25 protein-coding genes are annotated in these 23,442 nt (G+C 36.7%); all 25 read right to left on the reverse strand.

What is annotated here, in order from left to right; translation table 11 throughout:
• Positions 1-753, reverse strand: coding sequence for a ComF family protein (locus GXZ93_01285; GenBank protein HHT78423.1), 753 nt, complete (start codon positions 751-753; stop codon positions 1-3).
• A gap of 60 nt (positions 754-813) precedes the next feature.
• The gene (locus GXZ93_01290) at positions 814-1,950 is read right to left on the reverse strand and encodes an NDP-sugar synthase (protein ID HHT78424.1); all 1,137 of its coding nucleotides are present in this window, start codon (positions 1,948-1,950) and stop codon (positions 814-816) included.
• Positions 1,951-2,014: 64 nt separating this feature from the next.
• Positions 2,015-3,061: an S-methyl-5-thioribose-1-phosphate isomerase gene (gene mtnA / locus GXZ93_01295; protein HHT78425.1), complete on the reverse strand. Its 1,047-nt coding sequence runs from the start codon at positions 3,059-3,061 to the stop codon at positions 2,015-2,017.
• A gap of 33 nt (positions 3,062-3,094) precedes the next feature.
• The gene (locus GXZ93_01300; GenBank protein ID HHT78426.1) at positions 3,095-4,360 is read right to left on the reverse strand and encodes an adenosylhomocysteinase; all 1,266 of its coding nucleotides are present in this window, start codon (positions 4,358-4,360) and stop codon (positions 3,095-3,097) included.
• Between the two features lie 56 nt (positions 4,361-4,416).
• Entirely contained in the window at positions 4,417-5,484 is a 1,068-nt protein-coding gene (locus GXZ93_01305) for a bifunctional phosphoglucose/phosphomannose isomerase (GenBank protein ID HHT78427.1), read from the reverse strand.
• 3 nt (positions 5,485-5,487) lie between these two features.
• Positions 5,488-6,942 (reverse strand): phosphoglucomutase/phosphomannomutase family protein, encoded by a 1,455-nt coding sequence (locus tag GXZ93_01310; GenBank protein HHT78428.1) that lies wholly within the window; start codon positions 6,940-6,942, stop codon positions 5,488-5,490.
• Positions 6,943-7,040: 98 nt separating this feature from the next.
• Entirely contained in the window at positions 7,041-8,003 is a 963-nt protein-coding gene (gmd, locus tag GXZ93_01315) for a GDP-mannose 4,6-dehydratase (GenBank protein ID HHT78429.1), read from the reverse strand.
• 48 nt (positions 8,004-8,051) lie between these two features.
• Positions 8,052-9,167 (reverse strand): NDP-sugar synthase, encoded by a 1,116-nt coding sequence (locus GXZ93_01320; GenBank protein ID HHT78430.1) that lies wholly within the window; start codon positions 9,165-9,167, stop codon positions 8,052-8,054.
• A complete protein-coding gene (locus GXZ93_01325; GenBank protein HHT78431.1) occupies positions 9,164-10,126 on the reverse strand; it encodes an NAD-dependent epimerase/dehydratase family protein in 963 nt (320 codons plus the stop codon). Before GXZ93_01325 ends, GXZ93_01320 begins: the two co-directional genes overlap by 4 nt.
• Positions 10,127-10,231: 105 nt before the next feature.
• Positions 10,232-11,197, reverse strand: a complete 966-nt coding sequence (locus tag GXZ93_01330) for a glycosyltransferase family 2 protein (GenBank protein ID HHT78432.1) — start codon at positions 11,195-11,197, stop codon at positions 10,232-10,234.
• A 434-nt stretch (positions 11,198-11,631) separates the two neighbouring features.
• Positions 11,632-12,498 (reverse strand): 4Fe-4S binding protein, encoded by an 867-nt coding sequence (locus GXZ93_01335; protein HHT78433.1) that lies wholly within the window; start codon positions 12,496-12,498, stop codon positions 11,632-11,634.
• Positions 12,495-13,334 carry a (4Fe-4S)-binding protein gene (locus GXZ93_01340; GenBank protein ID HHT78434.1) on the reverse strand — a complete coding sequence of 280 codons (840 nt, stop codon included), beginning with the start codon at positions 13,332-13,334 and terminating at the stop codon, positions 12,495-12,497. The genes GXZ93_01335 and GXZ93_01340 overlap by 4 nt, the downstream gene beginning before the upstream one ends.
• A 15-nt stretch (positions 13,335-13,349) precedes the next feature.
• A complete protein-coding gene (locus tag GXZ93_01345) occupies positions 13,350-13,721 on the reverse strand; it encodes a dinitrogenase iron-molybdenum cofactor biosynthesis protein (GenBank protein ID HHT78435.1) in 372 nt (123 codons plus the stop codon).
• 26 nt (positions 13,722-13,747) lie between these two features.
• A complete protein-coding gene (locus GXZ93_01350) occupies positions 13,748-13,972 on the reverse strand; it encodes a DUF5320 domain-containing protein (GenBank protein HHT78436.1) in 225 nt (74 codons plus the stop codon).
• A 116-nt stretch (positions 13,973-14,088) separates the two neighbouring features.
• Positions 14,089-14,436, reverse strand: a complete 348-nt coding sequence (locus GXZ93_01355; protein ID HHT78437.1) for a dinitrogenase iron-molybdenum cofactor — start codon at positions 14,434-14,436, stop codon at positions 14,089-14,091.
• An 81-nt stretch (positions 14,437-14,517) separates the two neighbouring features.
• Positions 14,518-14,928, reverse strand: a complete 411-nt coding sequence (locus GXZ93_01360) for a DUF5320 domain-containing protein (GenBank protein HHT78438.1) — start codon at positions 14,926-14,928, stop codon at positions 14,518-14,520.
• Positions 14,929-15,057: 129 nt separating this feature from the next.
• The gene (locus GXZ93_01365; protein HHT78439.1) at positions 15,058-15,612 is read right to left on the reverse strand and encodes a flavin reductase family protein; all 555 of its coding nucleotides are present in this window, start codon (positions 15,610-15,612) and stop codon (positions 15,058-15,060) included.
• Positions 15,613-15,769: 157 nt separating this feature from the next.
• Positions 15,770-16,258 (reverse strand): DUF134 domain-containing protein, encoded by a 489-nt coding sequence (locus GXZ93_01370; protein ID HHT78440.1) that lies wholly within the window; start codon positions 16,256-16,258, stop codon positions 15,770-15,772.
• Positions 16,259-16,663: 405 nt separating this feature from the next.
• Entirely contained in the window at positions 16,664-17,779 is a 1,116-nt protein-coding gene (locus GXZ93_01375; GenBank protein HHT78441.1) for a dihydrodipicolinate synthase family protein, read from the reverse strand.
• Between the two features lie 145 nt (positions 17,780-17,924).
• Positions 17,925-19,139 carry an L-rhamnonate dehydratase gene (locus GXZ93_01380; GenBank protein HHT78442.1) on the reverse strand — a complete coding sequence of 405 codons (1,215 nt, stop codon included), beginning with the start codon at positions 19,137-19,139 and terminating at the stop codon, positions 17,925-17,927.
• 81 nt (positions 19,140-19,220) lie between these two features.
• Entirely contained in the window at positions 19,221-19,991 is a 771-nt protein-coding gene (locus tag GXZ93_01385; GenBank protein ID HHT78443.1) for an MBL fold metallo-hydrolase, read from the reverse strand.
• Positions 19,992-20,037: 46 nt separating this feature from the next.
• Entirely contained in the window at positions 20,038-20,829 is a 792-nt protein-coding gene (locus tag GXZ93_01390; GenBank protein ID HHT78444.1) for an SDR family oxidoreductase, read from the reverse strand.
• Positions 20,830-20,875: 46 nt separating this feature from the next.
• Positions 20,876-21,211: an L-rhamnose mutarotase gene (locus tag GXZ93_01395; protein ID HHT78445.1), complete on the reverse strand. Its 336-nt coding sequence runs from the start codon at positions 21,209-21,211 to the stop codon at positions 20,876-20,878.
• Between the two features lie 116 nt (positions 21,212-21,327).
• The gene (rhaS, locus tag GXZ93_01400; GenBank protein HHT78446.1) at positions 21,328-22,389 is read right to left on the reverse strand and encodes a rhamnose ABC transporter substrate-binding protein; all 1,062 of its coding nucleotides are present in this window, start codon (positions 22,387-22,389) and stop codon (positions 21,328-21,330) included.
• A 62-nt stretch (positions 22,390-22,451) separates the two neighbouring features.
• Positions 22,452-23,441: an ABC transporter permease gene (locus tag GXZ93_01405; GenBank protein HHT78447.1), complete on the reverse strand. Its 990-nt coding sequence runs from the start codon at positions 23,439-23,441 to the stop codon at positions 22,452-22,454.
• Position 23,442: the final 1 nt, after the last annotated feature.

Below are 23,442 nucleotides of genomic sequence, written 5' to 3' on the forward strand. Positions count from 1 at the left end.
TTATGCATTCACCCTTGCCAGTGTCATCACATAAACTTTATCGGCCATACATCTCTTCATTGCACATGCGACTTCATTTATAGTGCTGCCCGTTGTCACAACATCATCAATGAGTAAAATATTTTTTCTGTAATAAAGAAACGGATTCCTGGCCTTGAATACATTTTTCAAATTAAGAAGTCTTTCATTTTTATTTAACATCTGCTGCCTTGAGGTCTTTCTTATTTTTATTATATTATTCACAAATGGTATTTTTGTTAATTCAGAAAGCTTTGATGCCAGCAGTTCCATATGGCTTCTCTCCGTCTTTTTAAAACTATTTTCATGGCTGATATATGTTTCATCCTGTCCGATATTGAAATCCGGAACTGTTTCTATAAAATCAATATCTTCATCCGGAAAATGTTCGATAAGCATTTTTTTTAAAAGACGGGCAAGTTCTGAAGAAACTGAATATATTTTATTGTATTTGAAATTTATTATCGCTTTTCTGAGAATTCCTTCATATCTGCCAAAACTTCTTAATTTGTAGAAGCTGAATTCCTTTTCTTTGCAGAAGCTACACAAACTGTCGGATTTGCTTTCATGGGGCAGCAGGGAACCGCAGTAACTGCATAAGTTTCCATTTATTTTATCTATTTTTCTGATACAGTCAGCACAAATATAACCTGAACATAACTCCCCACAGTTCAGACAAGTCTGTGGAGAGAAAAAATTTTTATATAAATTAACTATAAAATTATAAAGACTCAATTTTTCTTTTTTAACAATACCTCTTAATTTCTCAAATCATAATACTCTTTATTTGCAAAATTACTCTTCACCGATTATCTTCTTATCTTTTTCTATTGTAACATTTGACATTATTTTTACGCTAGGATGTATTACAATACCATCTTCAATAACACTTTTTGAACCGATTACAGCATTTTCCAGTATTGATGCTCTGTTTTTTATCTTTGTATCGTATCCGATTATGGCTCCTATAAGAGAAGCATCTTTTCCGATATAGCCGCTTCCCCATTTTATGCCCCTGTACATAATTGCTCTTTCATCTATTACAGTATTATCTCCTATAATAATGGGCCCATAAAGTTTGGCACCTTTTTTTATTACACAGTTATTGCCGATAACAAGAGGAGGTATCACCACTACTTCTTCCTCTATCTTGCAATTTTTACCCAGCCATATTCCTTCATTGATCTGCACACCGGGTATATTTACTTTTACCCTGCCTTCAAGAGCATCAAAATTTCCCTGCTGATATTCTTCGAAACTTCCCACATCATTCCAGTATTGTGAGTGCTTGTATCCATAATAAGGTATGTTCTCCTCAAGCAGCCGGGGATACAGATCTCTTCCAAAATCATAAAAAGAACCCGGGGGGATATACCTGAATATATCAGGTTCAAAAACATAGATTCCACTGTTGGCAAGCTTGCTTTTTTCTTCTCCCATAAGCGGTTTTTCCTGAAACCCCATTATCCTGTTATTATTATCAAGCATAACCACGCCATATTGTGACGGATCCTCCACTTCCGTAAGAGCAAGTGTGCAGATGCCGCCTTTTTCTTTATGGAAAGCAAAAAGCTCCTTCAGATTGATATCAGTCAGAGCATCACCGCTAAGAATAAGAAATGCTTCATTTTCAAAAAAAGCTTCCACGTTTTTGACTCCTCCGGCAGTTCCAAGAAGCTCCGATTCATAAGAATATGTGATTTTCACACCCCATTTTGAGCCGTCTCCGAAATAATCTTTTATTGCCTCAGGATACCAGTGAAGATTGCAGACTATTTCAGTAAAATCATTTTCTCTGAGCAGCTCTATTATATGTTCCATTACAGGTTTGTTCACAATAGGAGCCATGGGTTTTGAAATAAGATCTGTAAGAGGTCTTAGCCTTGTACCAAGACCGGCAGCCAGAACCATTGCTTTATTTTTTGAAGCCATCTAAATCTCCCCTCGGATATTCTATATACTTATTTTACTGTAATTTTTAAAACAATCACAAAAATTACTTAAAAAGCTTTTTGATATTATTTTTAAACGGGCTTTTTATAACTGCCTTTTCTGTAATTATGGCAGTGATATTTCTGCACGGGGTAAAATCAAAAGAAGGATTTCTTACCGGCATAAACTCAGGGATTATTTTTTTTCCCATTACCTCTCTTATTTCATTACCGTCTCTTTCTTCAATCGGTATTTCGCTGCCTGAGGGGATATCAATATCTATTGTGGATACCGGGGCAGCAACAAAGAAAGGTATTTTAAAATGTCTTGCAAGAATAGAAATACCTAATGTGCCTATTTTGTTTGCTGAGTCTCCATTTGCAGCAATCCGATCCGCTCCTACCACAACCGCATCCACTTCATTTTTTGACATCATGTACGCAGCCATATTATCAGCAATTATAAAATAGGGTATTCCTTCTTCGTGAAGCTCCCAGGCAGTAAGCCTTGCCCCCTGAAGATAAGGCCTTGTTTCATCAACAACTATATTTTCTACCTGTTCTTTATCTGCAAGGCTTCTTATAACTCCTAAGGCCGTACCATATCCGGCAGTTGCAAGAGCCCCTGCATTGCAATGTGTAAGCACTTTAAATTTTTTCTTGTTTCCAAAGACATCCCTGAAGGCCTGAACCCCGTTTTCACCTATCATTTTATTGATTCTTATGTCTTCCTCTTCCATCTTTTCCGCTTCATCTACAAGCTTTCTTTGAATAACTTCAATTTTTTCACCCTGTAAGCCATCAATGACTTTTTGCATTCTCTTTAAAGCCCAGAAAAGGTTGACGGCAGTCGGTCTTGAGCTTTCTATTCTTGCTATCGCCTTTTTTAAAAAGACGTTAAAATCTGTTTCAGAATTTCCAAAATACTGATTTGCTGCAATAGCAACTCCGTAAGCAGCAGTAACGCCTATGGCAGGCGCCCCTCTTACCACCATATCTTTAATTGCAAGGTATATTTTTTCATATGAATCACAGTCCACATATTCTACAACAAGCGGAAGCTTTCTCTGATCAACAAGCTTTAAAGACTTCCCGTCCCATATCAGTGTCATTACATTGCCATCTTTCAATGTTTCATCTCCTCTTTAAGTACCGAGATGCCATGAAGAAAGATATTCTTCCTGCTCAGGAGTAAGTTTGTCTATTTCAATTCCCATACTATTTAATTTAAGTTTGGCAATATTTTTATCTATATCTTCAGGAACGGCATAAACTTTTTTCTCCAGACTTTTTCCCTCTTTGTTTAAACCGATAATATATTCTGCACTTAGCGCCTGATTGGCAAAACTCATATCCATAACGCTCGCAGGGTGTCCCTCTGCTGCTCCAAGATTTACAAGCCTGCCTTCTGCAAGAACATATATCCTTCTTCCGTCGTTCATAATATATTCCTGAACCATAGGCTTTAGAGTCCTTACCGATTTTGAATTTTTCTTCAGATAATTCAGATCTATTTCAGCGTCAAAATGTCCGGAATTTGCTACAATGGTTCTGTCTTTGCAGGCAGACAATATCGGTTCTCCAATTACATTTTTATTACCGGTCACTGAGAGAAATATGTCTCCGGTTTTTGCAGCTTCTGTATTTTTCATAACATTAAAGCCGTCCATTCTGGCTTCTATTGCTTTCAGTGGATTGATTTCAAGAACTACCACATCTGCTCCCATTCCCCTGGCTCTCATTGCAATGCCTCTGCCACACCATCCATAACCGACAACAACAAATTTTTTTCCGGCAAGCAGGACATTGGTTGCTCTTAAGATGCCGTCTATTGTGCTTTGCCCTGTACCATACCTGTTATCAAAAAAATGCTTTGTCTTTGCTTCATTGACGGCAATTATCGGATAAAGCAGCACATTATTTTTCTCCATGCTTCTCAATCTTATTACGCCCGTGGTTGTTTCTTCTGTTCCTCCCATTATATTTTCAATAAGATCCTTTCTTTTGCTGTGAAGCATTGAAACAAGATCTGCGCCATCATCCATTGTAATATTAGGTTTGGCATCAAGCACACTGTTTATGTGATCATAATAGACATTATTGCTTTCGCCCTTGATGGCATAAGTCAGTATCCCGTAATCAGACACAAGTGAAGCAGCCACATCATCCTGAGTGCTTAAAGGGTTTGATGCACACAGCCTTACATCTGCCCCTCCTGCCTTAAGAGCTATCATTAAATTTGCTGTTTCAGAAGTTACATGAAGGCATGCACTTATTTTTATCCCTTCAAGCGGTTTTTTTTTGCTGAACTCTTCTCTTATGCTTCTAAGCACCGGCATATCAGCTTCAGCCCACTGTATTCTCTCTTTACCTTCAGAAGCAAGGTTCTTATCTTTTATATCGTAATCCATTAACATCCTCCAATATGATTATCAAGAGTATAATGATATTATTTTATTCTTTATTTTTAAAGTTCCGCAAGTTTTGTTTTTAACGTATTTATTTTATCTATGGGAGTAGGATCAACTCCGTTCAGCAAGGCAAGGTAAACACTGGCAATGCCGCCAAGAAAAATAGTGCTGAGAACTTTTTCAATAGGTGTTTTTCCTTTAATATCAATTTCAATTGTATCTGCGAAATTATATTTTATCAGCTCTACTGTAATTTTTATTCTGGCATTTATTCTCTCCGGAGCCTCTTTATCAATAAAATAAATCAGCACAAATTCTTTCGTTATATTTTTTAATCTTTCCCATCCCACGGTTTCATTATGATTAAGTTCCGGAAATTCATTAAAGAATGCCGGTGTTTTGGAATTCTCATTTATCTGGCACTTCCACCTGTATGCTACCGGCGATAACTCGCTTTCAAAACTATATATTACCGGCAGAAAATTACCGATTCCTGCTGCCAGCTGTTTTGCCGGATTATCTTTAAAAGGAATGTTTCTGTTATACTCTTTTGCCAGGACATCAATTAGTTTAACGGCATCTCCTATTTCTTTTTCTGTAACTGATGACAAACCAATTTTGTTTAATACAACAAGCAGAGGTATCATCAGGTAGCCTGAAGCAGCTCTCGGCTGAAATCCTCCGGGAATTTTTATAATACATTTCCTTTTTTCCTGAGCAATTTTCTCAGCACTTCCTCCTGAGGAAATAAAAATAATTTCGCAATCTCTTTTTAATGCTTCTTCTGTTGCGGTAAGCGTTTCCTCAGTATTTCCGGAATAGCTTAGAGAAATTACAAGCCAGTCTCTGCTGACATATGCAGGCAGGCTATAACCCTTGATTACGACGATCGGAATTTCTGACCTGTTTATTAACAGACTTTTTATTATATCGCCTGTAAAACCTGAGCCGCCCATTCCAAGAAATGCAATGCCTGCAAAATTTCTTCCTCTTATGCCGGTAATATCAGCAGCAGCTCCAATTTTTTGTGCCTCAGCAAGCTGGTCTGCAAAATTTTCCTCTATAGCCAGCATATTCAGGGTATCAAGCTGTTTTATTTTCCCATCATCATCAAGAATATTCATACATTAATCTCCTTTGACTATCAGTCTTCCAAGAGCAAGTAGCCGCTTAAGTCTTTCTGAACTGAAACTTTCTGAATACACTCTTACAACTGCTTCTGTTCCGCTCGGCCTTATCATCAGCCAGCTTCCATCATTTAGGATATACTTGTATCCGTCTATCGTAACCACTTCACTGACACCTTCTTTTGCTATTATGTCCGGGATATCCTTATCAAGCCGGTTTCTTATATTATCTCTTTTCTCTGTTTCTGTTTCATAATCATTGCGGCCGTAAACAAAATACCCGTATTGCTTATATATTTCATCCAGGATTTCATTAAGAGTCTTTCCGTTTTTAACCATTATCTCCAGGAGTTTCAAACCCATCAGTATTCCGTCTCTTTCCGGAATATTCCCGTTTGTCCACAAACCTCCGCTTTCTTCTCCGCCCATGAGCACATCCTGCTTTAATATCTCCTCGCCTATATACTTAAAACCTACAGGCGTGATAAAAATATCCAGATTATTTTTCTGCGCCATCCTGTCTATTATTGAAGACGTGGTAACCGTTTTTACAACTCTTCCGTTTTTTCTGCCATTATTTATCAGATCATCCAGGACAATTGCAAATATATGATGGGAGCTTATAAAATTGCCTTTTTCTCCTATAGCCCCTATTCTGTCTGCATCTCCATCCACACATATTCCTACTTTCAGATTATTCTTTAAAACAAATTCTGATGCTTCATTCAGATTATCTCCAATAGGTTCAGGATTAATGCCGCCAAAAGAAGGATTGATCACATTATGGATCTCAAATATATTTCCGATATTGTATTTGTCAAAAAAAGTTCTGTACAAGCCCTGTGCTGCGCCATACATCGGATCAATTAAAAAACCGAAATCAATATTTTTTATGATATTCAAATCTATTATTCTTTCTATCTGCTGCCGGTACTTGTCCAGAAAGCCGGTTTTTATATAACTGTTACCGCCGGAAGCAGTATTTTTCTTAAGGCTGTTTATCGCCTCCTTAAAAGAACCGTCCGATAATCCTTTATTAACAATGTCTTCTATTTCATTTACTATATCCATGGTTGCAGATCCGCCAAAAGGGCCTTTTATTTTAAAGCCATTATATATGCACGGATTATGGCTTGCGGTAATCATTATTCCGAGATCTGCGTTTTCGGCAAGAACTGCGTTTGAAAGTACGGGAGTAGGAATAAAGGTATCAGACATCAGCGTCTCAATACCATTAAGCGAAAAAATCTCTGCAGCGCTTCTGGCAAAATAATCCGACAAAAATCTTGTATCATATCCGATGACCACTCTTGGGATTTTGTTTTTAAGATTTTTTTTATTTAAAAGATACCGGCTTATGCCATGGGCAATGTATTCAATTTTTTCCACAGTAAAATCTTTTGCTATAATTCCTCTGAACCCGTCGGTGCCGAATTTAATTACTTTTTCAGTCATCCTTAAATATCCTTATTTTAAAAACCCTTTAATTGATTATCTTTGACAGAATACCGGATCATCTTTTATTAAACTAATGAGCCGGCAGAGGCCCTGATCTATTTTCCGGCCAGTAATTTATAATCAGACTCAACCATCATTTCTACAAGCTGCTCAAAATTTACTTTTGGCTCCCATCTGAGGATTTCTTTTGCTTTGCTTGCATCACCTATAAGCAGATCAACTTCAGCAGGCCTGATAAATCTTTCATCTATTTTTACATATTTTTTCCAGTTCAGGTTAAGATGGCCAAACGCAATCTCTATCAGCTCCTGAACAGAATGGGTCTCGCCCATGGAAATAACATAATTATCAGGTTTGTCATGCTGGAGCATAAGCCACATAGCTTCAACATAATCTCCGGCAAATCCCCAATCTCTTTTTGCATCAAGATTTCCCATATATAATTTATCTGAAAGCCCAAGCTTTATCCTGGCTGCATTATATGTAACTTTTCTGGTTACAAATTCCAGACCTCTTCTCGGAGACTCATGGTTAAAGAGAATACCCGAACATGCAAAGATATCATAGCTTTCCCTGTAGTTTACGGTAATATAATGTCCGTATACTTTTGCAACGCCGTACGGACTTCTCGGATATAGAGGTGTGGTTTCTTTCTGGGGAACTTCCTGTACTTTTCCAAACATTTCCGAACTGGAAGCCTGATAAAATTTTATATCCTTATTGACATGTCTTATGGCTTCAAGAATCCTTGTTACGCCCAGTGCGGTAAATTCTCCTGTGAGAACAGGCTGATCCCAGGATGTGGGCACAAATGACTGTGCTGCAAGATTATATATCTCATCCGGAGCAGATTCCCTTACTGCACTGATAATCGAAAACTGATCCAGCAGATCAGCCTGGACAAGCTTTATCTTTTCTCTTATATGCTCTATCCTGCCAAAATTTTCAGAAGAAGATCTTCTTACCATCCCATATACTTCATATCCCTTTTCAAGAAGCAGCTCTGCCAGATAGGAACCGTCCTGGCCTGTTATTCCTGTTATTAATGCCCTCTTCAAAAAAGCCTCCCTAAAATAAAAAGAAAATGTTGTTAAATAATTTCAGAATCAAAAGAATATTTCTCCATCTTTGATTTTTGTGCCTACATTAATTTTGATATGGTTTTTTAAAATATTATTATTGCCGATTTCTGCATTATCGCCCACAACTGAATTGTTTTCTATAATAACTTTATCCCTGATAATGGCATTATATGAAATGATTGAATCCTTGATAATGCAGTTTTTCCCTATTTTTACACCATCAAACAACACACTGCCATTTATTGCGGAACCGGCGCCAATACTGCAATTATCTCCAATGACAGTAAGAGGACTTATTACGGCAGATTTATCAACATGGCAGTTATTTCCTATCACCAGAGGGCTTGAAAGCAGACTTTCTTTATGATAATCAGTATTTTCCCCGATTCTTATATGGCCGGCTATTTCCCTTTCCCGAAAATCAAATTTTACTCTTCCGTTAAGGATATCATGGTGAGCCTGAAGATATTTTGACGGCGTCCCCAAATCAAGCCAGTAAGCGTTTGAGACAAACCCAAATATCTTATACCCTATTTCAAGAGCATTGGGGAACAGGCCTCTTTCAAAAGAATAGTTATCATTCGGAGGGACAAGCTCCAGAAGGTTTCTTTCGATTATATATGTGCCCGCATTAATCAGATTTGTAGTTATTTCGTCCCAGCTTGGTTTTTCAAGAAACTTCTCCACCCTTCCATCCTCATCTATAGGCACCAGTCCGTAAGAAGTCGGATCTTCAACAGGTGTCAGGGCAATGGTTATATCTGATTTTTTATCCTTGTGAAACTTTATCATATCATTCAGATTTATTGCTGAAAGAACATCTCCGTTAAAAACCATAAAGCTGTCATTTTCAAGCAATCCCTCAAGATTTTTCACTGCCCCGCATGTGCCGAGAGGCTCCTCTTCCGTAATATAGCTTATATTTACACCCAGGTCTTCACCGTTTTTAAAATATTCCTCAAATACTTTAGGAAGGTATCCTATTGAAAGTATGATATCTTTTATTTCATATGATTTTATCCATGAAATAAAATTATGCATAAACGGCTTGTTGATAAGCGGAAGCATGGGTTTGGGATTTAAACAGGTCAGCGGTCTTATTCTTGTTCCGAAACCTCCGGCCAAAATAACAGCTTTCATACAATATTCCTCCAGTAATTCAAAATGTCTTTTAATGTTTCATTAATTGAGTATCCAGGCAACCATCCCGTATGCTCCTTTATTTTGCTATTATCTCCATACATAATTTTATTATCCACCGGCCTCAGCTTTGAGCTGTCAACTCTGACAGCGACGTTCTTTTCTTTGCTGAAAGAAATAAGGGTTTTCAGGATATCAGAAATTTTTATTTTTTCTCCTGAACATATATTATATACTTCCCCCGGCTTTCCCTTATTCATAATATAATAATATGCATTTACAACATCTCTGACATCAAGAAAATCCCGGCATGCTTCCAGATTGCCGACAAAAATCTCAGGCTTTCTTAATTTTTTTTCTATCTGGGCAATCTGTTTTGCAAAATCAGAACAAACAAAACCGATAGATTGTCCGGGGCCAATATGATTAAAGGAACGACTGACAAAAACAGGAATTTTGTAGCCCAGATAATAAGTAATCGAAAAAAAATCAAGAGCTGCTTTGCTTATTGCATAAGGATTAGTAGGATATATTCTGTCTTCCTCCTTAATGGGCATGGAAGGGTTTTCAGAAATTCCATACACTTCTGCGGTACAGACTGACAGAAACCTGCATTTATTATTATATTTTCTGATGCTTTCAAGAAGATTTACTCCCCCGAAAACATTATTTTTAAAAGTGTTTATCGGTTCTTTCCAGGAATTGCTGACAGATGCCTGTGCGGCAAGATGGTATACCTGGTCAGGAATAAAATCTCTGATCAGCTTATCCACATCATTTTCATCAGTAAGATCAATGTTGAAAAGTTCCGTATTATTTTTGTTTCCTTCAAATTTTTCAAAAAAATTGCCGGTGCTTATATCAACCCCGGCAATTACGGATGAGTTATCAATTTTCGATAAATGATTGGCAAGATATGTTCCTGCAAAACCATTTATACCTGTTATTAATATCTTCAAAATTTTTCCTTATATTGAATTGATAAAACATCCCGAAAATATTTTTAATAATTCTATATTTATTTCACTCATAAATCAAAAAAGTATGTGTTTTTAACTTATATTTTATCTTTTATTTCTTGTGCATTCTGTATTGCCTGATTTCCGGCATTTAACCCATGTCAGAAAAATTCTGAATCCCAGTATCGGCAAAACAAAGGGGATAAGGATTATTTTCCAGGACTTTTTATTAACCTTTAAGAAGAATCGGAGAGCACTTTTCTGCATCAGCTTCTGCACTTTAACAGGATTATTATCTCCGCTCTTGCCGATATGGTGAAGCACTTTTATGTCAGGGAAATAAATGACTTTATACCCTGATTGCCACATCCTGTAGCATAAATCCACATCTTCCACATACATAAAATATTTTTCATCAAAAAGGCCTGAGATATTAAGAGCCGCTTTTGATATTAGCATTGCCGAGCCGGAGACCCAGTCCGTTTCAAAACTTCTGCTCCTATCGGCATCTGACATCTTATAGTGTCTGGAAAACCTGTTGTCAGGGTTTATCAGGGAGAGGATATTATGGGCAGCAGCATTAATAAGTGATGGAAATTTCCGGCAGGAATACTGAACAGTACCGTCTGAATTTATTATTTTCGGGCCCAGGATGCCTATCTTGTCTGAGGGTATATCATTCTTTATATATCTCAGCACGTTTTCAATTGAGTTTTCAAAAATTTCTGTATCGCTGTTAAGTAAAAAGAAATAGTCTGCCGAAGAAGAAGAGATTGCCTGATTGTTTGCATAGGCAAATCCCATATTTTTATCATTCATGATACTTCTTATAAAAAAATGGTTTCTGCAGAATTCTTCAACAAGCCCTTTTGAGCCATCAGTAGAATTATTATCTACAATAATTATTTCGATAAGCTCCTTATCTTTTTCAGGTATAAATTTTATTACAGAGTCAATGCATTTTTGCAGATATTTTTTACTGTTATAGCTTGCAACTATTACGGCAAGCAGTATGCCGTCCGATGGCGGTGCTTCAGATTTAAAATACTTTTCCGGTTTGCCTGTTTCCATAATAATTCAGTATTATAAAAATTTAACAGTGAAAGTTTTATGATATTCTATCATAAAAAACAATTACTTTTTCCGTTAATCTTTAAAAGAAACACGTTTCTTTTATGAGTTTTTTATAATCCCTGACAGGCCGGTATTTATCTGTTTCCTTTTACGTGAAACTCTTTCAATGCCGGATGAAAGACAGTTTTTGATTTTTACATCTATGCTGTCACTACTGTCACTATATTTAATGACTTTTTTCCTGATTTTGTAAATGAAGTAATATAAAAAGTGCCTGATTTATTTTTCAACAGCCCGAAACCTCCCCGCAGGAGCACAGTGGGGATCACTAAATAAAAAAACCTTATGTGTCGGGACAGATACCGGCATCACAGGATTCAAATATGGTCTGTCTTAAAACCATGTTCTCTGCTGCTATCGGTAAACCTGTTCTATAATTCTGAAGACATTATCTTTTCCCAAATATTCTTTATTTCCTTTCCTGCGATGCTTTCCATGTCATCTACAGCAAAAGTATTGTTGGCAAGATTAAACGGTATTCTTTCATCATAAGGTATTTCCCCAATTATTTCAGTATTGGCAGAATTGCAGAACTTTATTATTTTCTGACGGTTATCCTCGTTTAAATCTTTCTTATTTATTACCACAAATGGTTTTATTCCAAAAAATTTAACGACATCATATATCTTTAAAAAATCACTAATCCCTGACAGTGTAGGCTCGATCATTATGACTGCAAGATCAACACCATTTAAGGAAGCTATCACTGAACAGCCTATCCCGGGCGCAGCGTCAATTATTATAAGGTCTTTGTTTTCCCTGTAGACAAGATCTTCCGCAATATTTCTTACAATCGTAACAAGCTTTCCTGAGTTTTCTGCCCCAGGATCAAGTCTTGCATGAACAAATTTTCCAAAAACTGTATCGGATATATAATATTCACCCTGCTTTTCTGCTTTAAGCCCGATTGCATCTGCCGGACAGATATATTCACAGACTCCGCAACCTTCACATTTTAAGGAATCGAATTTTATATCTGTAATAGAGTCGCTTATTGCATCAAATCTGCATAATTCCTCGCATCTGCCACAGTTTATGCACTCACTTTTAAGATATGCAACAGGACCCCCTATAAATTCCTGTGTCTTGAGAATATTGGGTTTTAATAATATATACAGATTGGAAGCATCCACATCTGCATCAACAGCCACATGGTTCTTTGCAAGTCTTATAAAATTTGAAGCAAGCGTAGTTTTTCCGGTTCCTCCCTTGCCGCTTATTATAGTCATTTGTTTCATCTGCCCACTTCCTCTTTTATTACATCGATTATTCCTAAAAACTTGTCTTTCATTTTCGGATCCCACTCAAGAAGAGAACCCCCTTTTGAATAAGTTTTTGCGATGTTTATATCATTGGGGATTTTTAAGAGTATTTTATATGAATTCTGTCTGCAGAAGTCTTCAAGCTCTTTGTTTCCGATCCCGTCACGATTTATGATAATTCCAAACTTTTTATCCAGGTTTTTAAGTATGTCGATAGATATCTTTAAATCACTCAGTCCGTACAAGGTAGGCTCTGTAACCAGTATGCAATAATCACAATTTTTAACAGCATTTACCATATTGCATGAATTTCCGGGAGGACTGTCAATTATAACAGTCTGGCTTCTGTCCAGCATCTTTTCAAGATCCCCCTGAATATTGGAAGTCCTCATGCTTTTTGGCTTTAGATTCCCCATAAAAAAATAAATGCCGGGACTTTTAAAACCCTTGCTTATTTCACCGACTTCAACATCTTTTTCCCTGACATAGCCCTCAGGGCCTACGAGTATGCACCCTCCGCATCCATGACAGAGTTCTTCAAAAAAAATATAATCCTCACCAATAGAAGCAATCGCATTAAAATGACAGAAGTCTGAGCATGCCTTGAAAGATACTCCTTCTTTTTTAATGAAATAAGGATATTTTACATATACTTTCTGATAATGATTGATATCCGGCTTCAGAAAAATATCAGAATTTGGTGCCTCAACATCAAAATCGTAAAAATTACAATATCCCAGAGACTGGGCAAGCGCTACAGAAACAGTAGTCTTTCCGGTTCCTCCTTTTCCGCTGGCAACTGAAATAATCACTTATAACCTCCGTTTTTACTCTTTACCCATACCGTAATGAGACTGCACACTGGGACCGGAAGCAGATGTTAGCTGGTTTGCTTTATACTTCGCTATTGCTTCTTTTATCGGTCCGCTTACACCTGTATATATTTTTATTTTTGCGCTTTCAAACACCCTGTAAGAATTAGGGCCGATATTTCCGGTTATTACTGCTTCCACACCTTTGGAAATGACTTCCTGTGCTGCCTGTATCCCTGCACCGCCCATTGCATTTCTGCTTGAATTTGAAATAAACTCATAATTCTCAGTACCGTCATCATAAATCAGAAAGAAAGGGCATCTTCCAAATCTTGGATCTACTGAAGAATCAATATTGTCACCTGTAGAAGATATACATATTTTCATTTTTACTCCTTAATTAAACTAATTTATTATTCTCTTGTCATAACAGTACCACATTTTGGACATTCGGTCTGACTGCATGGTACTCCTTGCTGATGGGGCACTTTCTCGCCACAGCTCGGGCATACACAGTAACCTCCGATACCGGCACCTCTGCCCATTCCGCCGCCTCTTCCTGAGTAAACTCCTCTTCCCAGACCTCTTCCTGTTCCGGGACCCTGTCCTGCAGGTCCTGTTCCGTCTCCTCTTGGCATTTCCCCTCCTTTTAACTGAATTGTTTTAATTTTAATCTTTTATTAATATATTTTATATTCTATTTTGATTCTTTTCTATCTTCAGATATTTTTCCTATACATCTTCTATGGGTTTTTTATGTATGATGGCATTCGCCTTTCTCAACACCCATGCCTTTTCCGCTTCCCGGCTCACAAACACTGTCCTTTTTTTCAAGTTCATTATTTATGTATGCCTTTACTACATCGTCGGAAACACCTTCAATACCAACATAGCATTCAATATTATACTGGCTGAAAAGCTCCCGCGCTCTCATCCCCATGCCACCTGTTATAATTAACTCAACTCCTTTATTTTTTAAAAACTCAGGAATAACTCCTACTTCATGGCCCGGATTATCTATTGCCTCTTTGCTTTTTACTTTTTTATCCTCAATATCGTAAATCGTAAACTGCGGACTTCTCCCAAAATGGGGGAAAACCATATTATTTTCAGTAGCTACAGCAATTTTCAAAACATCCTCCTTCAAATATTATTATTTTCTATCTTTTCATAAAAAATAATTTTATTTATTTTCCTGATTTTCGTTTTTTTCCAGTTCCGCCAGCCTGCTTTCAATGTCTGAAATCTGGCTTTTTAAAAACTCTGCCTGATCTTTTAAAAATGCCTTCTCATCTTCTGCTGCCCCAAATCGGGAAGCGCCCTGAAAAGGGTATGGTTCCGTTCCCCGGTATGAGCCTCGTGCAGGCATTCCTGCATTTGCCCTGTACCATCCGGGAAGACCTGTTGCATAATACATATTCCTGTAGCCTCTTCCTCTTCCGAAACCGCCTCCGAAAAATCCCGGACCTCTGAAAGCGCCTCTTCCGAATGCCGGATTGGCAAAACCGGGTACGGAGTACCCCGCACAATAGCCTGCTGCCTTTCCGGTCATCGGGCCCATTCCTGCCGGTCCTGTTCCGTCTCCTCTTGGCATAATAACACCTCCTGTAAATATTAGAAAATATAATTAAAATATAAATGAACTATGGTTCAATACTATATTAATGAACCATAGTTCATTTGTCAAGATTATATCTTTTTTTTTATAAAAAAATATTTTTTACTATCCGGCCGAAAATCCTCTCTTTGCAAAACATTTTTCAAGAGCAAAATAGCCTTTATTTATATAAGCAAATGTATCCAGTTTTTCAACAGAAACGGCATCATTTTCATCCAGAATATTTTCATCCATCATACAGCTTACAACTTCCCCGAAAATAATATTTCCTCCACCTATCTTTATGATATCTGCAACCCTGCATTCATAATTTATAGGACACTCTGCAATAAGCTTCGGCTTTATAACTGATGAATCAATTTTTGTAAGACAGGTTTTTTCAAATTTGTCGACCTGTTCACCGCTGTTTTGACCACAGAAATCAACTTTCTCAAGTATTGAGGAACATGGTATATTCAGACCGAATTCTTTTGTTTCATTTATAAGCCTGTAGGAATACTTTTCCCCTCCAATGGAAATCATGACAATCGGTGGAACTCTTGAAGCATTGCTTGTCCAGGCAATTGTAATAATATTATCATTTCCATCAGAGTCACAGCATGTAACAAGCGCTATGGGTTGTGGATAAATAATGTTTGAGGGTTGAATATTTTTCTTCATAAAAACTCCTGTCTGGTTTTTTGATAATCCGAATCAGTTCGAACGGTTTATTTTTTCCAAAATAATTAATTGATAACTTATGAACTATGGATCAATATGATTTATTATATTTTTATGCGGCAATTTACAGGAAAAAGATAAGTGGCTGCGCCTGATATTAAAATCTTCCCTGCCGCAATCTTCCACCACGGCCATGCCCATAACCAGAATTACACTTCTTAAGCATCTCTTCCATATTTTCTACATCATCTTCTTTGCAGCTTGGGCAGTTTTCTTCAATATCCAAACCCTTGTTCTGTTCATCTGCTTTCAGATCCCATTCATATCCACACTTCCTGCATCTGTAGGCATTATTAACAAAAACAAAACTGCCTCCCTCTATACGTATTGCATAACCGTTAACAATAGCGCTCCCTATCTTTTTATGCGCACTACCTAACAGTCTTGTAAAAGTAGGCCTTGAGATCTCCATACTTTTCGCTGATTCAAGATGATTTAAATTCTCAATATCAACAAGCCTGATTGCTTCATATTCATCAACAGTCAGATTTACCGATTCAAGTTTGGAAGCAGGTACCCCGGCAGGCTTAAAAAAATAAAATCTTGGCGGATAAAGAACTTTTCTCTTTTTTTTCGGCTTAACCATAACTTATTTAATATCCGGTTTTTATTTATACTAAATAAAATATTTATAAATTTTATAACTTATAACAGATTATCTGTTTTGTTTTATAAATATGTGATCGGTATTGCAAATAATGATATTTAAAAATAATTTTTATTTCCCGCTATTACTATTATAGTATCACACCCATTGATTAATTTCAGCTTATAGAACATGCCGGAACTCAATAATAAAAACCGGTCGGATTTATAATTTTTATGAATCCTTATATATAAAAAAGCCATAATAAATAACTGTAAATATAAATTTTAAGCATGGAAAAGATAATGAAGCTATTTAAATCCAAAAAAGGCATTATTTATTATGAATACTCTTCAGAAAATCCTGTGCATACAAAAAATTATTGAAAAATATCATTGTCTGATTTTATTTCATCATTTTTTGTATTATCTGGCTTGAAATAATATCAACCATCTCATCTATGCTGTTTCTTGATAAGGAGGAAGATAGCTTATTCCCTATGCTTCCCGGATCTATTTTGCAGTTTGCGGAATCGACGTACTGTCTGGTTTTAATTTCTACATATTCACAGAAAGGAATTATTTCCTTCGATGGTGAATATTCCATTTTTGTATGTGGAAAATATTTTAGAAGAAGATCTTCTGTCATTTTCCTCAGTTTATTTTTCACTTCAACCAGCTCATTGCCAAGCAAAGTGTTATAAGCCATTTTCGGAGGACCCATTTTTATTCCTCTTAAATCAAGAGCTTCCTTGAAACCCTGGGGGAAATTTACTGATTTCATTGTTCTTATGAATTCAAGAATTGCAAACTGAAGCTCAAGAGCGCGGGAATGGTTCCCGTTTAAAAAATTATCATAAATGCCTACCATGAATTCCGGAAGTATTCCGGCTGTTGCAGTCATGCAGCCTTTGCCACCGGCTGCAAGAGCAGGATACAGAATTTCTTCCGCCCCTACAAGCACCTTGAAATCAGGCTTTATTTTCTTCGTCATTTCTATAAGATTCATGACATTTATCATATTCCCTGATGAATCCTTGATGCCTACAACATTTGGAAGAACGCAGAGGTCACGAGCTATCTGCGGTGTTACTTCATTTGCAAAAAAAGGTATATTGTATAAAAAAATCGGAATATCGACAGCAACTGCAACTTTCTTGAGATGCTCCTCAACAATATCATTTATATTTTTGAAGAAATAAGGGCCATGAAGCACAACTGCGGAACAACCTTTTTCTTTTGCATAATCTGCCAGTTCAATTGATTTTTCAAAACAAGTTGCTCCTGTGCCGGGAATAATGGCTACCCTTCCATTATTTTCATCAGCAACTATGTCAATCAGATACTTTCTCTCTTCCATATCCATATGCACATATTCACCGCATGATGAAACAGGAAAAATACCATCAACGCCACTGTCGATCAGAAAATTAACAAGTTTTCTTACTTCAATTTCGTTTACTCTCCCATCTTCTTTGAAGGGAGTAAGCATTGCAACTATTACACCTTCCGGAATAGCCATCTTTAACTCCAATTTCTTTAAAACTTAAAAGATTTAAAATAATAACAGCACAAACCATGCCTGCAATCAATATATTATATGCCGGTAATCAATATATTACATATTTATATTAAAGGAAAGGTATGTAAAGTATTATTTTAATTTTTTAAATTTTTAATTTTTCAATTACTTCCATATTAAGTGTTATCCCAAAACCCGGCTTGTCTTCATCAATTTCCATAAATCCATCCTCCGCCCCGGGGCTCCCCAGGATATAAGCATCCGAGAAACCACCTTTCTGCTCTTTCTTCTCCCATGAAGGAACACAGGTATCTTCTGCCCATTTTACAGAGGGACACGACATGACAAAATGCAAAGTTTCAGCATAACTCACATGTGGGGCAAGCGGAACGCCAAATGCTTCAGCAATTGCAGCAACTTTCTTTGCTTCTGTAAGACCACCCATTCTTCTAATATCCGGCTGGATAATATCAACTACTTTTTGCGATATAAGCTGGGCAAATCCGAATCTTGTATATTCATGTTCGCCGGCTGCAATTGGTGTAGATACTTTTGTTTTAAGATATTTGTAGCCTTCAATATTATCAGGCAAAAGCGGCTCTTCCACCCAGGTAAGATTATACTTCTCAAGTCTTTTAATCATTTCCACCGAATAATCAAGGTCGTTCCATCCCATATATGCGTCTATCATTAATTCAATCTCATCTCCAACTGCCTCTCTTACAGTTTTGACAAGCATTTCATTTCTTTTCATGCCTTTAAATCCTTCCCTGGGACCTGTGCACATCCTTTGCTTTAATCCAAGATAGCCCTGCTTAACATAATCTTTTGCCTCAAGAGCCAGCTTTTCATAATCAGGATTGTATATATCGCTGGGATGCAGATTGGATGCATATAGTTTTACCTTGTCTTTTGTTTTTCCTCCCAGAAGCTTATAGACAGGAACCTTAAGGGCTTTTCCTTTTAAATCCCATAAAGCATTGTCAACACCGCTTATTGCTTCGATTGCAGCACCTTTGCGTCCAAAAACAATAGAAGCCCGATACATTTTATCCCATAAAGCCTCGGAATCAAAAGGATCCGCTCCTATAAGATAATTTTTATAATGGTTTTCTATAAGGATTCTTCCCGCTGCTGCAGTACCGCCGCAGCAAAAACCATAGCCCTCAATACCGCTGTCTGTCTTTATTATAACTATGGGAACTATCCAGTCAGTACCGCCTGTCCACATCCCCCGATCGGTTGCATATTCCTCATAGGGTTCCATCACTCCAACCAAAGGAGAATATCTTATAAATTTGGCAAATCCCTCTGATTTTGTTGCGGCAATATCAATTACCTGAACGTCTGTAATCTTCATTTAACACCCGTCTTTATTTAAAAATTTTATTATAATAAATCTTTATTTTATATCTTTGCCCTACAAAACAATTGATTTTATTTATTTTATCAGACCGGAAGGAAAATCTTTATCCAGAATATCAGGATCATGGCTTGTCAGAACAATATCAGCCCTGCTGCTGATTTTCTTATATGCTTCAAAGCATTCCCAGAGATTATAAAATAGTCCGACAGGATGATTGTTTTTTACATTACTTTTTAAAAAAGCCACATCTGAAGTCATTACAACCTTTCCTGATTGTGTCTCTGCTTCCACAGCCATACAGCAGGGCGTATGTCCTCCGACATAAAATACTTTAAGCCCGGGTAGTATTTCTTCTTCTTCGCCAGCGAGAATTATTTTTTCTGCAGGTAGTGAAGAGATATATTGTATCGGTTCAGTCGGGAAAAGTGCATCATTATAATAATAAGGTCTTTTCTTTTTCATATACTCAAGCCAGCCTTTGCGAGATAATACGACTTTGGCATTTTTAAAAATCCCGACATTTGATGAATGATCATGATGAAGGTGGCTTATTATCACATAATCTACTTTTTCCGGGATGATCCTTCTTTTTTTGATATAGGACTGTATTCTTTCCTCTTCAGGAAGATCAAAGCTGATTTTCCCCTTAAATTCTTTAAAAAGCATTTTATTTATAATATCGGTATCTCCGCATCCGGTATCTACAAGAATGGTTCTGTTTCCGGACTTTAGCTGAAAAAAATAAGTATGAAGATTATAACTATTGTCCCATTCGCTCAGATAAAACATTTCAGGTCCGGGAGCGCTTGTCTGCCCGTTCTTAAAAATCTCAATTGAATATTTCATAACAGCCAAACCTTTTTAAATATTTAACACAATATTTTTATTTATTTTATTGCTCTTGTTCTGAAACATTGATAAGCATTCCGTTATTTATCATTATTCCGCCTTCTACAAAAATAGTTGAGCCCGTGACATAATCGCAGTCAGCCGATGAAAGAAAAACTGCAGCCTTTCCCATATCTTCAGGTGTTCCCCATCTATGAAGCGGAATTATTTTATTTAATCTGTCAACCAGTCCCGGAAATTCTTCTATCTGTACCTTATTTATATCTGTAATTACTGCGCCGGCTGCAATGGTATTGACATTTATCTTATACTCAGCCAGTTCAAGCGCCATGCTCTTGGCAAGCATTTTTATAGCACTCTTAGTTATACTGTATACGCCCTGGCTGCCGTTTGGTACTTCCTGATTAAAAGAAGTTACAAAAACTATTTTGCCGCCTTTATTTCTTTTAACAAGGTATCTTGCAACTTCCTGCCCGACATTAAAAGCTCCCACCAGATTTATATTCATCTGAAAATCCCAGGCTTCCTTGGTAATCTCCAGAAAAGGCTCAAACTTTACAACCCCGGCATTATTAATAAGTATATCAAGCTCATTTTTAGAAATTATTTCAGAAATCATTCTGTCAACTTCACATCTGTTTGAAACATCTGCTTTGATGCTATAGGCTTGTACTCCAAGATTTTTTAATTCCTTAACAGTTTCCTCTGCCTTTCCGGGGTCAGAAACATAATTAACAACAACATTGCATCCTTCTTTGGCAAGTTCAATGCTTATACCTTTCCCTATGCCTCTTCCACCACCTGTAATCAGTGCCCATTTATTTTTTAGTCTCATAACTGCTCCAAATTATTTTTATTTAAATATTTTAATTAATTTTCCTTTAATGCATCAGCTTTCCGTTTTCATAGCTGAATATCAGCGGAAGTTCTTTCATGCTTTCATTAAGTTCCGGAACAGATTTAGTCATTGCAAGTGTAATTGCATTCCACCTCTTCAAGCCTTCATCACTTTCAAAAACCTCAAGCATCTTTTTTTTGTCTTCTACTTCAAGATAAATAAAAACAAGGTTTTTAAAGATTGCAATCTCTTCTTTTATTACTCCGGCCTTTTTATTTACCTGTATTATTTCAGGCCACACATTTTCTTTTTTATGAATTTTTATATAATTTTCTATTTCATCTTCTTTAAGTTCCATTAGCCAGATGATTCTTTCCATAATAGCTCCAAGATAAAAAAAATTCTTTATTAGTAGTTCTTTTTTATAAAAATAATAAGTGTTTGGTTGGTCAAGATAATTTATAGGGGGCTTTTATTTAAGCCCCCTATAAATACTTAAATCAGGTCTTTAAATTCGTCAATATTGTCTTTATTAAATCTGAATAAAGAATCGCCTAAAAATACAAGACCTTGTTCATCACCAGCTTGTTCTCCAATAGTATACTTGCCAAGTCTTCCGGCTTCAAATGTTTCTCCCGGTTTGCCGGTAATAGCACCGGTAGCCAATAAATGAGTGGAATATGCATTTACATAACCAAGATCAATAGGGTTCCATAGAGCAAATATAGGAGACGCACCATTTTTTACATATTCAGCCATTTCGCTAGGCATACCCAGTCCGGTTACAAAGACTTTTCCAATCATGTCTTCGTCAGTCACAGCTCTTGCTGTAGCTGCAACTCCAACCGTTGTAGGAGCTATTATCCCTTTTAAATCCGGATAAGATTTAAACAAGCCAAGTGCTTCATTATAGCTCTTTTCCCTGACATCATCTCCATAAACAACACTGACAAGTTCTATTTTTGAATACTCAGGCTTCTCCAATTCTTCTTTCATGTATTCAATCCATGTGTTTTGATTGGCCATTGTGGCGGCAGCACTTAAAATCGCTATCTGCCCTTCACCATCTATCAGTTCAGAAATAATTTTCACCTGATCAATACCAATTACTTTCTGGTCTACGGGTTCAACAGAAAGTTGCCTGCTTCCAGGAACATTTCCGGATTCCCATCCTACAACTGCAATGCCTGCATCCATAGCTTTTTTTGCAACTGAGGCGATTGATTGAGGATCATTTGCTACATAAGTAATACCATCAACTTTCTGTGCAATGAGCTGCTCCATTATCTCTATCTGACCCTCTGGAGTAGGTTGTTCCGGACCTCTGAATATTGATTCATCTCCTAATTCTGCTGCAGCTTCATCCCAGCCTTTTTTAATAGCATCGAAAAAAGGATTGCCTATATTTTTTACTACCAAAGCAATTTTAAGACCGCCTTCCTTTGCTGCACCAGCTCCTTCTGTAACAGCAGCTTTTGTTTTGCACCCTATCCCAAAAGATAGTGTTAAAACAATACATACAATAAAGAAAGTAAAAATCATTACTTTTCTTTTCATGTATCCTCCTCTCTTTTGATAAATTATTTATTAATTATCTGAATAGCCGCTAAAATTAATTTCTATTGCCGTAAAGGCTTTGGTTTTGTGAAATTTTTTACAAAATTGTTGATAAGTATAGATAAAATCAGAAGGGTGCCTGAAATTATCAACATAATCTGCCCCGGAACATTATGAAGCCCCAGGCCATATCTTATAGTTCCTATCAGAAATATTGATATAATTACACCGGGCATAGTGCCTGTTCCTCCAGACATCATTACCCCTCCCAGAATTACGATAGTTATTATTTCCAGCTCAAATCCTGTTGCCAGATTTGGTCTGGTATTTCCTATTCTGGCAGTTAAAAACATTGCAGCAAAACTGGAAATAAAGCCGGAAAGAGTAAATAAAATCAATTTTATTTTTTTTACCGGTATTCCTGATGCAAAACAGGAATTTTCATTCCATCCTATTGCATATATCATTCTACCCATAAAAGTTTTGTGAAGAACCAGAGAAAATATGATGGCAAGCACAATAAAAACAATAAGAGGGAATGGTATTTTTGTATTGCCGATATAACCCTGACCAAGATAAGTAAATTTTTCCGTAAAACCGCTGACTGCTTTATCCCCAAGTATTACATAAGAAATCCCTCTGTAAAATGAAAAAGTAGCCAGGGTTATTATCATAGACGGCAAAGAAAGTCTTGTTATTATAAATCCGTTTAAAAAACCGCAGAAAGTTCCTGCCAGTATGCCTAATAGTACTGATATCCATATATTTATTCCTGATTGAAAGCTTACAGCCATTACTACTGACGACAGACTCATTGTCGATGCAACTGAAAGATCAATATTGCCTGTAATTATTATGAGTGTCATAATAAGAGCAATCAGACCCTTTTCCATAAAAATAAAAGTCATATCAAGTATATTCCGGGCATTGAGATAATGAGGTGTGGTAAAACTCATTATAATATTGAAAATTATAAATATAAGAAACAACATTGTTTCCCATCTGGAAAATACTGATTTAAAGCGATTACTCTTTTTAACCATATCTGTCATT

Source organism: Actinomycetota bacterium (assembly GCA_012837825.1).
In the GTDB taxonomy this organism is placed as follows: Bacteria; Actinomycetota; Humimicrobiia; order Humimicrobiales; family Humimicrobiaceae; genus Humimicrobium.